This window comes from Micromonospora sp. BS32, assembly GCF_059089345.1.
On sequence record NZ_JBSSHR010000006.1, the window covers coordinates 150,062 to 163,102 of the forward strand.

Genomic DNA, 13,041 nt, shown 5'->3' on the forward strand with positions numbered 1-13,041 from the left:
CCGCGCCCCCGGACCACCGTCCATCACCAGTCAGCACGGAAGGGCAGCCACCAGATGAACACACAGCAAGGAATGAGCCGTCGCCGGATGCTCGGCACCGTCGCCGGGGCCGCCGGCGCGGTCGCCGTCGGCGCCGCGGGCTGGGCCTCCTCCGCCGCCGCGGAGGGCAACGGCCTGCTCGTCCCCACCGCCAAGCGCGGCATCATCCTGTACAGCGTCCGCGACCGGATCGGCGCCGCGCCGGACGCCTCGGGAGTGCCGTACGGCTTCGAGCGGGTGCTCGGCCGGCTCGCCGAGATCGGCTACAAGGAGGTCGAGTTCGCCGGATACACCCAGAACACCGGGATCCTCGGCCGGCAGATCACCCCCGAGGAGATCCGCAAGATCCTGGACGACAACGGGCTGCGGGCGAACGGCTCGCACGCCTCGGTCCCGAGCACCGTCACCCCGGACACCATCGCCGCGTTCGAGCGGACGCTGGACACCGCCGAGATCCTCGGCATGACCAACATCGGTACCGGCAACGACCCGACCGGCAGCAACTACAAGGCCGACTGGGACGCCGCCGCCGACCGGTGGAACACGTTCGGCGAGATGGCCGCCGCCCGCGGGCTGAAGCTCTACACCCACAACCACGACGCGGCGTACAACTTCCTGCTGGACAGCGGCCCGCTCGACGCGATGGGCCGGCCGACCCGGTCGACCGGCGTCCGCAAGCTCGAGTACTTCTTCGGGCTGACCAACCCGGAGTGGGTCTGGTTCGAGATGGACATCTACTGGGCGCACGTGGCGCAGTACCGGTACCGCAGCTACACCGACCCGGACGGGGTGACGCAGACGAACATCTTCGACCCGCTGGCCACGGTGGCGACCCGGACCACGCGCTTCCCGCTGTTCCACGCCAAGGACGGCGCGTTCAACCCGGCCAACTCCGCCGGGTACGACATGGTGCCGCTCGGCCAGGGCGACATCGACTACGGCACCTTCTTCGCCAACATGGGCGCGAAGGGCTACCACAACCCGATGTGGGAGCAGGACAACGCGCCCGGCGGCACCGCCGACCCCGGTCGCTCGCTGCGCTACGCGGAGATCAGCTACCAGCACATGTCGGGTCTGCGGGGCTGACCGACCCGACCGGAGCAACAGGGGGGCCGCGCCCGGGAAACCGGGTGCGGCCCCTCCCGTCACACGGCGGTGACGTCGATGTGGCAGATTCCGGATGGAGGTGATCGCATGACGCTCGTCGGACCGGAGAACCCGGACCAGGCGCGGCTGCTCCGGCTGCTACGCGACGACGGCCCCCGCTCCCGGGTCGAGCTGGCGGACGTCCTGGGCCTCACCCGGGCCCGATTCGCCGCCGAGGTGGACCGGCTGACCGACCAGGGCCTGGTGGAGGCCGCGGGACCAGCCGCGTCCCGGGGCGGCCGCCGCTCCTCGCTGCTCCGGGTCGCCGGGCAGGTCCGCTTCGGCGCGGTGGCCGTCGGCACCGGGCGGCTCGAGGTGGCGCTGACCGACGGCGAGCTGACCGTGCTCTCCCGGCTCGGCGAGCCGGTCGACGTCCGGAGCGGCCCGGAGGAGGTGGTCGGCCGCGCCGTCGAGCTGCTCGGCAAGCTCCGCGCCGAGGCCGGGCTGTCCCGGCTGACCGGGGTGGGCGTCGCCCTGCCGGCGCCGGTCGCCGTCCGCGAGGGGACCGCGGTCTCCTCGCCGGCCATGCCGGGCTGGCACCATTTCCCGGTCCGGGACGCGATCGCCGCCGAGCTGGCCTGCCCGGTGCAGGTCGACAACGACGCCAACGCCATGGCGCTCGGCGAACAGCACGCCGGGACCGGTCGGCCGTTCGACGACTTCCTCTACGTCAAGCTCGGCGACGCCATCGGGTGCGGGCTGGTGCTCGGCGGCGCGCTCTACCGGGGCGCGACCAGCGGGGCCGGCGACATCGGGCACCTGCGGCTGACCGAGGACGGCCCGCTCTGCGGCTGCGGCAACACCGGCTGCGTGGAGGCGTACTGTGGGGACGCCGCCCTGATCCGGGAGGCGCTGGCCGCCGCGCACGCCGGCCGGTCCGGGGCGCTGAGCGACCGGCTGGTCGAGGCCGGGACGCTGACCATGGCCGACGTCGCCCGGGCGGCGACCGCCGGGGATGTCACCGCCCAGGCCCTGGTCCGCGACAGCGCCCGCCGGCTGGGGCAGGTCCTGGTGGGTCTGGTCAGCTTCTTCAACCCGGCCATCGTGATCATCGGCGGTGCGACCCCCGGTATCGGTCCCGTCATGCTCGCCGAGATCCGCGCGGTGGTCTACCGGCGCTCGACCCCGCTCGCCACCGGCAGCATGCCGATCGTCCTGTCCGACGTGGACGACCGCGCCGCTCTGGTGGGTGCGGCCCGCATGATCAGCGAGCACGTCTTCGCGGCCTGCTGATCACGTTCCGGTCGGCGAGGTGGCGGCATCCGGACCGTCGGCGCCTCAGCACGGCGTTCCCGGGGCCGGGTCGGCCCCGGGAACGCCCGGGGATCAGTCCCGGCCGCTGCTGAACGCCGCGTCGAACGCCGCCGCCGGGGCGTCGAAGGCGAGCCGGCGGACGAACTCCAGCGCCTCCGGCGCGCCGACCAGCCGGTCCATCCCGGCGTCCTCCCACTCGACGGAGATCGGCCCGGTGTACCCGATCGCGTTCAAGGCCCGGAAGCAGTCCTCCCACGGCACGTCGCCGTGCCCCGTCGAGACGAAGTCCCAGCCCCGGCGCAGGTCCGCCCAGGGCAGGTGGGAGGAGAGCCGGCCGCGCCGGCCGTCGCCGGTGCGCACCTTCGCGTCCTTGCAGTCGACGTGGTAGATCCGGTCGGCGAAGTCGAGGATGAAGTTCACCGGGTCCAGCTCCTGCCACACGAAGTGCGACGGGTCCCAGTTCAGCCCGAACGCCGGCCGGTGCCCGATCGCCTCCAGGGCCCGCTTCGTGGTCCAGTAGTCGTACGCGATCTCGCTGGGGTGCACCTCGTGCGCGAACCGCACCCCGACGGAGTCGAAGACGTCGAGGATCGGGTTCCACCGGTCGGCGAAGTCCTGGTAGCCCCGCTCGATCATCGCCGGCGGCACCGGCGGGAACATGGCCAGGGTGTGCCAGATCGACGAGCCGGTGAAGCCGACCACCGTGTCCACGCCGAGCTTCGCCGCCGCCCGGGCGGTGTCCTTCATCTCCTCGGCGGCTCGCCGGCGGACCCCCTCGGGCTCACCGTCGCCCCAGATCCGGGCCGGCAGGATGTCCCGGTGCCGCTCGTCGATCGGGTGGTCGCAGACGGCCTGGCCGACCAGGTGGTTGGAGATGGCGAAGACCTTCAGGTGGTGCTTGGCGAGGGTCTCCCGCTTCCGGTCGACGTACGAGTCGTCGGCGAGCGCCTTGTCGACCTCGAAGTGGTCGCCCCAGCAGGCGATCTCCAGCCCGTCGTAGCCCCACTCGGAGGCGAGCCGGCAGACCTCGTCGAACGGCAGATCGGCCCACTGGCCGGTGAAGAGCGTGATCGGTCGCGCCATCGTCTGTCTCCCCTGTCGTGATGGGGATTCCTGAGCGGGACCGGGGCGAGGGAGCCGGGCCGGTACGCGGCGGCCAGCACGGATCACCGGTGGGTGCGCGGGCGCACCTGGGCCCGGCGGGTTGCGCCTCCCGTCGGGTCACCGGCCACCGCGCGGGTCGCCGCCCTCACTCTAGGGCCGCCGGGACCGGCGCGGAAGAGTCCGCCCCGGCCCCGGCCCGGCCGGCGTACCGGGTCAGGCGTCGCGCCGCCGGAGCAGGACGGCGGCGGCGCCGACCAGCACCACCAGCCAGCCCACGAAGACGGCCAGCCCCGCGCCCGGGGAGAGCAGGTCCGGGCTGGACGAGATCGACATGAACGCCTGGCCGGCGTTCGACGGCAGGTACGGCGAGATCGTGTCCGACCAGCTCTCCGGCAGCAGCGAGGTGAGCCCGGGGATCACCAGCAGCAGCGCCACCACGCTGGTCAGCGCCCCGGCGGTGTTGCGCAGCAGGGCGCCCAGCGCCATCCCGAGCACCCCCACCCCGGCCAGGTAGAACGCCGTGCCGAGCACCGCGCGCAGCACCCCGTCGTCGGCCAGCGAGATGCCCTTGTCGCCCAGGATGGCCTGCCCGCCGAGGAAGGTGAGCAGCACCGTCGGCACCAGCAGCGCGAGGGAGACGCCGGTCAGCACGGTGACCTTGCCGGCCAGCACCGGCCAGCGCCTCGGCACGGCGGTCAGCGAGGACCGGATCATGCCGGTGGAGTACTCGCCGGCCACCAGCAGTACGCCGAGCGTGCCGATGAGCAGTTGGGCGAGGTTCACCCCGCCGAGGCTGGCGCCGAGCGGGTCCAGCGAGGACGGCCCGCCGGGTGGGGCCGGAGAACCGGGTTCGATGGTGGTGTCGGACAGGAACGCCGAGAAGCCGAGGCCCAGGCCGGCGAAGACGAGCACGGCGGCGGCCAGCATGATCAGGGACGAGCGCAGCGAGCGGAACTTGATCCACTCCGAGCGGACCACCCGCCACCAGGTGACCTTCGCGTCGGCGGGGACGGTGGCGGGGGCGAGCGTGGCGGTGGTCATCGGGCGCTCCTTCCGGCGGGGACGGGCTGGGCGGTGTCGCCGTGGTACTCGACGGCGTCGCGGGTCATGGTCATGAACGCCTCCTCCAGGGAGGCCTCGGTGGCGGCGAGCTCGTGCAGGGTGAGACCGGCGTCGGCGGCCCGGTCGCCGATCTGCTCCCGGGTCAGCCCGGTCACCTCCAGCAGGCCCGGCTCGCCGCTGGTCACCGTGACGTCCGGGCCGACCAGCAGGTCGCGCAGCGTGGTGGCCTGCGGGGAGCGGACCCGGACGGTGGTCCGGGACGCCTGCCGGGTGAACTCGGCCAGCGAGACGTCGGCGATCAGCCGACCCTTGCCGACCACGACCAGGTGCTCGGCGGTCTGCGCCATCTCGCTCATCAGGTGCGACGAGACGAAGACCGTCCGTCCCTCGGCGGCGAGCCCCTTGAGCAGCCCGCGGATCCACCGGATGCCGTCCGGGTCGAGGCCGTTGACCGGCTCGTCGAGCATCACCACCTTCGGGTCCCCGAGCAGCGCGGCGGCGATGCCGAGCCGCTGGCCCATGCCGAGGGAAAAGCCGCCGGCCCGCTTGCCGGCCACCTCGTGCAGACCGACCAGGTCGATCACCTCGTCGACCCGCCGGCGACCGATGCCGGTGGTGGCCGCCATGGCGAGCAGGTGGTTGCGGGCGGAGCGGCCGGTGTGCACGGCCTTCGCCTCCAGCAGCGCGCCGATCTCGCGCAGCGGGGCCCGGTGCTCGGCGTACCGGCGGCCGTTGACGGTCACCGTGCCGGAGGTCGGGGCGTCCAGGCCGAGGATCATCCGCATGGTGGTGGACTTGCCGGCGCCGTTGGGGCCCAGGAAGCCGGTGACGATTCCCTGCTTCACCTGGAAGGTCAGGTCGTCGACGGCGAGCTTGTCGCCGTAGCGCTTGCTGAGGTTGGCCACGTCAATCATGCGGCCAACGATCGCCCGCGTACCCGGGCCGCCGCGTCGGCCACCCGCGGACACCTGCGCGTACCGCAGCCGCGGTAGCGGGCGGCCCCGACTACCGCGCTCAGGGCGCCGGCGGCTCCCCCGCCCGGACCAGCCCGCTCTGGTACGCGACCACGACGAGCTGCGCCCGGTCCCGCGCGCCGAGCTTCATCATCGCCCGGTTGACGTGGGTCTTCGCGGTCAGCGGGGAGACCACCAGGCGCTCGGCGATCTGCTCGTTGGACAGCCCGCCGGCGACCAGGGTGAGCACCTCCCGCTCCCGGTCGGTGAGCACCCGCAGCTGCTCAGGGGTGGCCTTCGGGTCCGGTTCCGGCTGGGCCAGGAACCGGGCGATCAGCCCACGGGTGGCCTTCGGGGACAGCAGTGCCTCGCCGGCCGCGACGGTACGGATGGCGTCGAGCAGCTCGGTCGGCTCGACCCCCTTGCCGAGGAAGCCGCTGGCACCCGCACGCAGCGCCTGGAAGACGTACTCGTCCATCTCGAAGGTGGTCAGGATCAGCACCCGTACGCCGGCCAGGTCCTCGTCGGCGGTGATCTCGGCGGTGGCGGCGAGGCCGTCCATCTCCGGCATCCGGATGTCCATCAGCACGACGTCGGCGCGGGTGCTGCGGGCCCGGTCGACGGCCTCCCGACCGGTGGCCGCCTCGCCGACCACGGTGAGGTCGGGCGCGGAGTCGATGAGCACCCGGAAACCGGCTCGCAGCAGCTTCTGGTCGTCGGCCAGCAACACCCGGACGGTCACTCGGCCTCCTCGGGTGCGGGCAGCTCCGCGCGGACCAGCCAACCGCCGCCGGTGCGGGGGCCGGCGGAGAAGGCGCCGCCGACGGTCTCGGCGCGCTCGCGCATGCCGACCAGCCCCAGCCCGCCCCCCGCCCCGGCGCCCCGGTCCGGTGCGACCGCGCCGGTGCTGGTGGCCCCGGGCCGGTCGGCGGCGGGCGTGGGGGTGTCGGTGGCACCGGCCCGGTCGGGCGGGACGGCGGCGTCCGGCCGGGGCGGGCCGTCGTCGCGTACCTCGATGGTGACGCCGTCGGCGTCGTAGCACAGGCGGACGGCGGCGGCCGCCCCCGGCGCGTGCTTGTGCGCGTTGGTCAGCGACTCCTGGATGATCCGGTACGCCGCGACGTCGACCGCGGTGGGCAGCGGGCGGGGCTGACCGGCGACGGTCCAGCGCACCGGCTGACCGGCGCTGAAGCCCTCGACGAGGGCGTCCAGCCGGTTCAGGCTGGGCGCCGGCTCGGTGGGGGCGTCGCTCTCCCCGGCGCCGCGCAGCACCCCGAGCAGGGTAGCCAGTTCCTCCAGCGTGGTCCGGCTCGCCGCGCGGACGTGCCCCAGCGCCTCCTCGGCCGCCTCCGGCTGCCCGCGCAGCAGGTGCCCGGCCACCCCGGCCTGCACGTTGATCAACGCGATGTGGTGCGCCACCACGTCGTGCAGTTCCCGGGCGATGCGCAGCCGCTCCTCGGCGACCCGGCGCAGCGCCTCCTCCTCGCGGGTCTGCTCGGCCCGGCGGGCCCGCTCCTCCAGCACGGCCACGTACGCCCGCCGGCTGCGTACCGCGTCGCCGAAGGCGACCGCGACGCCGAACCAGAGCAGCAGCACCACCACGGCCGGGTCGAGCGCTCCGACGCCGAGGGTGGCCACGGCGGCCACGGCGACCGCGAGGGCGCTCACCGCGCCGGCGACGGCGGCGGTCCGCCGGTCGGTGCGGGTGGCGACGGTGTACGCGGCGATCGCCACGATGATCACGAAGGGCCCCCGGGCGAGGCCGGTGAGCTGCGCGGCGATCACGGTGACGGTGGCCAGGACGAGGACCGGCAGCGGGTACCGGCGGCGGAGCACCAGCCCTGCGCAGCCCAGCGCGGCGAGCAGCACGGCGCCGACCGTGAGCGGGGCGCGGGGCGGGCCGCCGGGCGGGTTGACCGGCAGCAGGCTGACCGCGAGGAGGGCGGCGGCCAGCAGCGCGTCGGCGACCGTGGGGTGCTCCCGCGCGACCCGGCGCCACTCCGCGAGGGGTCCCATGCGGTCAAGGTACGGCAGGTCGCCGCCGGTCCGGCGGGCACGTCCGGGGATCCGGGGTCCCCCGGTCGGCCAGGCACGGTGAGCGTGCCGCCCGGGGCGGCACGCTCACCGTGGGCTCGTCGGGGGACGGGTCAACGGATCAGGGCAGGGTCCACTTCTGGTTGGTCGCGGCGGTGCAGGTCCAGAGCTGGACCGGGGTGCTGTCGGCGGAGTTGTTGCCGGCCACGTCCAGGCACTTGCCGGACTGCAGGTTGCGCAGCGTCCCGTCGGCCTGGGCGGACCAGTTCTGCGCCCCGGTGCCGTTGCAGGTCCAGAGCTGGATCTTCGTGCCGTCGGCGGAGCCGCCGCCGGAGACGTCCAGGCACTTGCCGAGCGCCCTGATCGTGCTGTTCGGCGTCACGGTCCAGGTCTGCGCGGCGGTGCCGTTGCAGGTGTAGAGCTGGATCTGGGTGCCGTCGGCGGTGCCACTGCCGCGCACGTCGAGGCACTTGCCGGCCAGGCCTTTGATCGGGCCGGTCCCGCCGGTCCCGCCGGTGCCGCCGCGGACGAGGGTGAAGTCGTCCACGTCGAACAGGCCCGTACCGGTGCCGGTGTAGGTCAGGTAGAGGTTCTGGCTGCCGGCGGGCACCCCGCTCAGCGCGGTGCTGACGGTGGCGAAGGTGGTCCAGCTGCCGGTGTTGGGCACCGCGACCGAGCCGAGGACGGCGCCGGTGGTCGAGCCGGTCCGGACCTGGATGGTGCCGCCCGGCCCGCCGGAGACCACCCGGGCCTGGAACGAGGTCACCCCGGTCAGGTCCTGCCCCTGGTACGCCGACCAGTCGCCCGGGTCGATGTAGCCGAGGGTCTGCCCGCCGTTAGCGCCGGTCTTGGTGAACGGGGTGACCCCGCTCGCCGCGCTGTACGCCTCGGCCTGGACGGTGGTGTTCCCGGTCGGCGTGCCGCCCAGTTCCTTGATCCGGATGTTGCGGAACGAGACGTCGTCACCGGTGCCGTGGTTCTGGATGCCGATGTGGCCGGCGAGGGAGCGGGCCGGGTCGGTGTTGGTGAAGTCGTTGATCTTCGACCCGTTGAGGAAGACCTGCAGCCGTTCCCCCTCGACCAGCAGCTCGTAGGTGTTCCACTCCCCCGGCGGGTTCAGCGCCGCGTCCCGGGCCGCGATGTCGGCGGCCTTGAACGTGTAGACGGCGCCGGTGGTCCGGTCGACCGCGTCGGTGGCGTCGATCTGCACCTCGTAGCCGTTGTTGACCGCCGAGTACGGGTCGGTCGACGGCGGGAAGCCGATGAAGACTCCGGAGTTGTCGTCCCCGGCCAGCCTCCAGTCCAGCTTCAGCGAGTAGTTGGTGAACTGCCGCGAGCTGTACCAGTAGAGGCCGAGGCCGCCGGTCGAGCTCAGGGTGGCGTCGGCGTTGGTGAACCCGCCCGGCCCGGCCTGGGACCAGCCGGTGGTGGAGCCGTTGTAGAGGCTGGTGTAGCCGGTCTCCGGGCGGCAGTCGGCCTTCGTGCGGCCGGCCGCGTACCGGATGCCGCCGAGCAGGTGGGCGCGGAACGCCGGCTCCGAGTAGGACGCCTGGGTGTGCCCGCCGCCGGTGTAGAAGGACCGTCCGCCGCTGTAGGTCTTGCACCAGGAGTGCGGGTGGTCGCCGCTCATCGACCCGCCGGTGTACGACGACTCGTCCAGGGTGGCCAGCACGTGCGCGGTGGAGCGGGCGTTGGTGCGGTAGTTGTACCACTCGTCGGTGCGGGTCCAGCTCGGGCCGAGGTGGGCGGTGGCGGCGTGCGCCCGGTCCTCCACCTTGACGGTGGCCTGCTGGATCGCCGGGTGGGAGGCGAACCAGGCGCCGACCAGGTTGCCGTAGAACGGCCAGTCGTATTCGGTGTCGGCGGCGGAGTGCACCCCGACGAAGCCGCCGCCGGAGCCGATGTACGACTCGAAGGCGGCCTGCTGGGTGGTGTTGAGCACGTCGCCGGTGGTGTTGAGGAAGACGACCGCCTCGTACTGGGCGAGGTTGCCCGTGGTGAACGCGGCGGCGTCCTCGGTGGCGGTGACGGTGAAGTTGTTGGCGGCGCCGAGGTCCCGGACGGCCTGGGTGCCGACCGCGATGGAGTCGTGCCGGAAGCCGGCGGTCCGGGAGAAGACCAGCACGTCGTACGGGGCGTCGGCGGCGGCCGCCGGGGTGGCGGGGATGGTGCAGGCGACAGCGGCGAGGACGGCGGTGGCCGCGCCGAGAACGGGTCGCAGGATGCTGCGCATGTCGGGGTTCCCCTCTCGGGTGGGCGGGGGCCCGAGCGCCGGGCCCCCGCGCGTTCACTCGGTTACGGCAGGGTCCACTTCTGGTTGGCGGCGCCGGTGCAGGTCCACAGGTGGACCGGGGTGCTGTCGGCGGAGTTGTTGCCGGAGACGTCCAGGCACTTGCCGGACTGCGGGTTGCGTACCGACCCGTCGGCCTGCGCGGACCAGTTCTGCGCGCCGGTGCCGTTGCAGGTCCAGAGCTGGATCTTCGTGCCGTCGGCGGAGCCGCCGCCGGAGACGTCCAGGCACATGCCGAGCGCCTTGACCGTCGAGTTCGGGGTGACCGTCCAGCTCTGCGCGGCGGTGCCGTTGCAGGTGTAGAGCTGGATCTGGGTGCCGTCGGCGGTGGCCGCGCCCCGCACGTCGAGGCACTTGCCGGCGAGCCCGACTATCGGCCCGGTGCGCACGGCGGCCGTGGTGAAGGTGAACGAGTCGACGTCGTAGAGCGCCCCGGTGCCACCGGCGAAGGTCAGGTAGAGCGTGGTGGTGCCGGCCGGGGCGCCGGAGATCGCGCCGGTGACGGTGGTGAACGAGTCCCAGGCGCCGGTGACCGGGACGGTGACGGAGCCGAGCACCGTGCCGGTGGGCGAGCCGGCCCGTACCTGGAGGGTGCCGCCGGCCCCGGCCGAGGAGACCCGGGCGCTGAACGAGGTGACGCTGCCGAGCTGGTACGGCTCGAACGCGATCCAGTCGCCGTTGCTGATGTCGCCGACGGTCTTGCCGCCCTCGGCGGTGGTCTTGGCGAACGTGTTGATGCCGGACGAGGTCTTGAAGTGCTCGGCCTGCCGGTGCCGGGGCTGCAGAGTGTGCTGGGTGTGCGTGGTGAGTCCGCCGGTGTCGGTGTACTCGGCGTCGAAGATCGCGAAGATGTTCGCCGCGTCGTCGTGCTCGCCGTCGACCGGGATGCTGATCGAGCCGGTGCAGCCGCTGGCCGAGGTGATCTGGTGACCGTGCTGGTCGTGGCCGAGCACGTAGGTCATCTTGACCTTCGTGCAGTCGATCGTGCCGTCCTCCGGGTCGGTGACGGTGATCCGGAACGGCACCGTGTCGCCGTAGGAGAAGAGCTGGCCGTTGCCGGGGTTGTTCACGGTGACCGTCGGCGCGGTGTTGCCGACGGTGATCACCACGCTGGCGTTGCCGGTGGCGTTCTGCGGGTCCTTCACCGTGAGGGTGGCGGTGTAGCTGCCGTTCGCGGTGTAGGTGTGCGCGGGGTTCGCGGCCGTCGAGGTGGTGCCGTCACCGAACGCCCACGAATAGGTCAGCGCGCCGCCCTCCGGGTCCGACGACCCGGCCGAGGAGAAGTTCACCGTCAACGGCGCCGCGCCGGAGGTCCGGTCGGCGCTGGCCCGGGCGACCGGGGCCCGGTTGCCGGAGCCGATGTAGTCGAAGCGGTACAGCGCCGAGTTGGCGTCGCCGTTGAAGTAGCCGGTGCCGTAGTCGAGCACGTAGTACGCCCCGTCCGGTCCGAACGCCGAGTCCATCACCTGCTTGCCGGTCCACGGGAAGGCGTCGATGGTGCCCGGCGTGCCGTCGGCGTTGAGGTGGATCGGCTTGATCCAGCCGCGGCCGAACTCGGTGGCGAAGAACTGCCCGTCAAAGGACTGCGGGAACTTCGTGGTGGAGGCCGAGGAGGCGTTGTAGCGGTAGACCGGGCCGGCCATCGGCGACTCGGAGCCGCCGCCGAACTCGGTGGGGGTGCCGGCGTCGCCGCCGTACCGGATCCAGGCGGCCTTCGCCGCCGGCAGGGTGCTCTGCCCGGTGTTGCGGAACGAGTTGTTGGTGGGGCCGCCGGCGCAGTTGAACTTGGCGCCGGCGGTGCCGGCGGCGAAGTCCCATTCGGCGTACGTCTCGGCGGCGGTGTTGGTGCCGGTGCAGTACGGCCAGCCGTAGTTGCCGGGGGCGGTGACCCGGTCGAACTCGACCTGGCCGCTGGGCCCGCGGCTGGAGCTGCTGCCGGCGTCCGGCCCGTAGTCGCCGACGTAGACGATGCCGGTGGCCTTGTCGACGCTCATCCGGAACGGGTTGCGGAAGCCCATCGCGTAGATCTCCGGGCGGGCCTTCGCGGTACCGACCGGGAACAGGTTGCCCGAGGGGATCGAGTACGACCCGTCGGCGTTGACCTTGATGCGCAGGATCTTGCCGCGCAGGTCGTTGGTGTTGGCGGCGCTGCGCTGCGCGTCGTACGCCGGGTTGCGGTTGGTCCGTTCGTCGATCGGCGCGTAGCCGGCGGAGTCGAACGGGTTGGTGTCGTCGCCGGTGGAGAGGTAGAGGTTGCCGGCGGCGTCGAAGTCGATGTCCCCGCCGACGTGGCAGCAGATGCCCCGGTCGGCCGGGACGTCCAGCACGTCGACCCGGCTGGCCTGGTTGACGGTGAAGTCGGCGTTGAGGTTGAACCGGGAGAGCCGGTTGACGCCCTGCCAGGCGGAGAAGTCGGTGCCGGTGGCGGGCGCGTCCCCGCCGGGCGTGGCCAGCGGCGGGGCGTAGTAGAGGTAGATCTGCCGGTTGCTGGCGAAGTTCGGGTCGACCCCGACGCCTTGGAGGCCCTCCTCGTCGTGGTTGTAGACGGAGAGGGTGCCGATCACCGTGGTGGTGCCGGCGGCGTCGGTGCGGCGCAGCGTGCCGTTGCGGGCGGTGTGCAGGACGGAGCGGTCGGGCAGCACCGCGAGGGACATCGGCTCGCCGGTCTCGGCGACGCCGCGGGCCAGCTCGACCTGCTGGAAGTCGCTGGCGGTGATGGGGTGGGCGGCGACGGGGGCCGGACCGCCGAGGGCGGTGGGGCCGGCCGCCAGGTTGACCGTGCCGGCCGCGCCGATCAGGAGCAGTGCGGATACGGCGGTGAACCATCGTCGGGGGCGGTGGGGTGTGGTGTCCTCGATGGACATGCTTGCTGTCCCTTCCTGACGAGCGACTGCCAGGCGGGCGCGCGCCGTCGCGCCGGTGCCGTGTACGGGGGTGCGGCAGGCCTGCCGGGTGCCGTGCCGGCCGGCCGTGACCACGGACCGCAGCGTGGGCCACGGGATGGTCACCAGTCGATGGGTTACCGCGCCGCCGGTTCACCTCGACGAAACATGTTCGTGATGGCACGAACATTAAGGGGGATCGATATCCTTGTCCATACCTTCTGCCCAAGCAACCCGAACTTTCGCTCATCCAGTCGAAAGTTGCGCGGCGTGTCGC

9 protein-coding genes are annotated in these 13,041 nt (G+C 72.9%); 2 read left to right on the forward strand and 7 right to left on the reverse strand.

The features are described 5' to 3' along the window. Positions 1-54 precede the first annotated feature (54 nt). Together AC5RWQ_RS12225 and AC5RWQ_RS12230 are read left to right on the forward strand one after the other, a co-directional pair. The gene (locus tag AC5RWQ_RS12225) at positions 55-1,125 is read left to right on the forward strand and encodes a sugar phosphate isomerase/epimerase family protein (RefSeq protein WP_494282850.1); all 1,071 of its coding nucleotides are present in this window, start codon (positions 55-57) and stop codon (positions 1,123-1,125) included. A 108-nt stretch (positions 1,126-1,233) separates the two neighbouring features. Beyond that, entirely contained in the window at positions 1,234-2,418 is a 1,185-nt protein-coding gene (locus AC5RWQ_RS12230; RefSeq protein WP_494282851.1) for an ROK family transcriptional regulator, read from the forward strand. Between the two features lie 93 nt (positions 2,419-2,511). Here AC5RWQ_RS12230 and AC5RWQ_RS12235 read toward each other — a convergent pair whose 3' ends face one another. From AC5RWQ_RS12235 to AC5RWQ_RS12265, 7 genes are all read right to left on the reverse strand, one after another. Then, on the reverse strand, positions 2,512-3,522 hold the full coding sequence (locus AC5RWQ_RS12235) for a sugar phosphate isomerase/epimerase family protein (protein WP_494282852.1): 1,011 nt from the start codon (positions 3,520-3,522) through the stop codon (positions 2,512-2,514). Positions 3,523-3,756: 234 nt separating this feature from the next. Further along, positions 3,757-4,584 carry an ABC transporter permease gene (locus AC5RWQ_RS12240; RefSeq protein WP_494282853.1) on the reverse strand — a complete coding sequence of 276 codons (828 nt, stop codon included), beginning with the start codon at positions 4,582-4,584 and terminating at the stop codon, positions 3,757-3,759. Next, a complete protein-coding gene (locus AC5RWQ_RS12245) occupies positions 4,581-5,519 on the reverse strand; it encodes an ATP-binding cassette domain-containing protein (protein WP_494282854.1) in 939 nt (312 codons plus the stop codon). Before AC5RWQ_RS12245 ends, AC5RWQ_RS12240 begins: the two co-directional genes overlap by 4 nt. Before the next feature lie 100 nt (positions 5,520-5,619). Further along, complete coding sequence (locus AC5RWQ_RS12250) at positions 5,620-6,300, reverse strand: response regulator transcription factor (RefSeq protein ID WP_494282855.1); 681 nt, start codon at positions 6,298-6,300, stop codon at positions 5,620-5,622. Then, positions 6,297-7,574, reverse strand: coding sequence for a sensor histidine kinase (locus tag AC5RWQ_RS12255; RefSeq protein ID WP_494282856.1), 1,278 nt, complete (start codon positions 7,572-7,574; stop codon positions 6,297-6,299). Before AC5RWQ_RS12255 ends, AC5RWQ_RS12250 begins: the two co-directional genes overlap by 4 nt. A 139-nt stretch (positions 7,575-7,713) precedes the next feature. Further along, entirely contained in the window at positions 7,714-9,825 is a 2,112-nt protein-coding gene (locus tag AC5RWQ_RS12260) for a ThuA domain-containing protein (RefSeq protein ID WP_494282857.1), read from the reverse strand. A gap of 62 nt (positions 9,826-9,887) precedes the next feature. Further along, the gene (locus AC5RWQ_RS12265; RefSeq protein ID WP_494282858.1) at positions 9,888-12,746 is read right to left on the reverse strand and encodes a PQQ-dependent sugar dehydrogenase; all 2,859 of its coding nucleotides are present in this window, start codon (positions 12,744-12,746) and stop codon (positions 9,888-9,890) included. Positions 12,747-13,041 lie beyond the last annotated feature (295 nt).

Bases quoted from the DNA above. Each gene is read 5' to 3' on its own strand.
- AC5RWQ_RS12245 (WP_494282854.1), bottom strand. From the start codon at position 5,519: ATGATTGACGTGGCCAACCTCAGCAAGCGCTACGGCGACAAGCTCGCC.
- AC5RWQ_RS12240 (WP_494282853.1), bottom strand. From the start codon at position 4,584: ATGACCACCGCCACGCTCGCCCCCGCCACCGTCCCCGCCGACGCGAAG.
- AC5RWQ_RS12265 (WP_494282858.1), bottom strand. From the start codon at position 12,746: ATGTCCATCGAGGACACCACACCCCACCGCCCCCGACGATGGTTCACC.
- AC5RWQ_RS12230 (WP_494282851.1), top strand. From the start codon at position 1,234: ATGACGCTCGTCGGACCGGAGAACCCGGACCAGGCGCGGCTGCTCCGG.
- AC5RWQ_RS12255 (WP_494282856.1), bottom strand. From the start codon at position 7,574: ATGGGACCCCTCGCGGAGTGGCGCCGGGTCGCGCGGGAGCACCCCACG.
- AC5RWQ_RS12225 (WP_494282850.1), top strand. From the start codon at position 55: ATGAACACACAGCAAGGAATGAGCCGTCGCCGGATGCTCGGCACCGTC.
- AC5RWQ_RS12260 (WP_494282857.1), bottom strand. From the start codon at position 9,825: ATGCGCAGCATCCTGCGACCCGTTCTCGGCGCGGCCACCGCCGTCCTC.
- AC5RWQ_RS12235 (WP_494282852.1), bottom strand. From the start codon at position 3,522: ATGGCGCGACCGATCACGCTCTTCACCGGCCAGTGGGCCGATCTGCCG.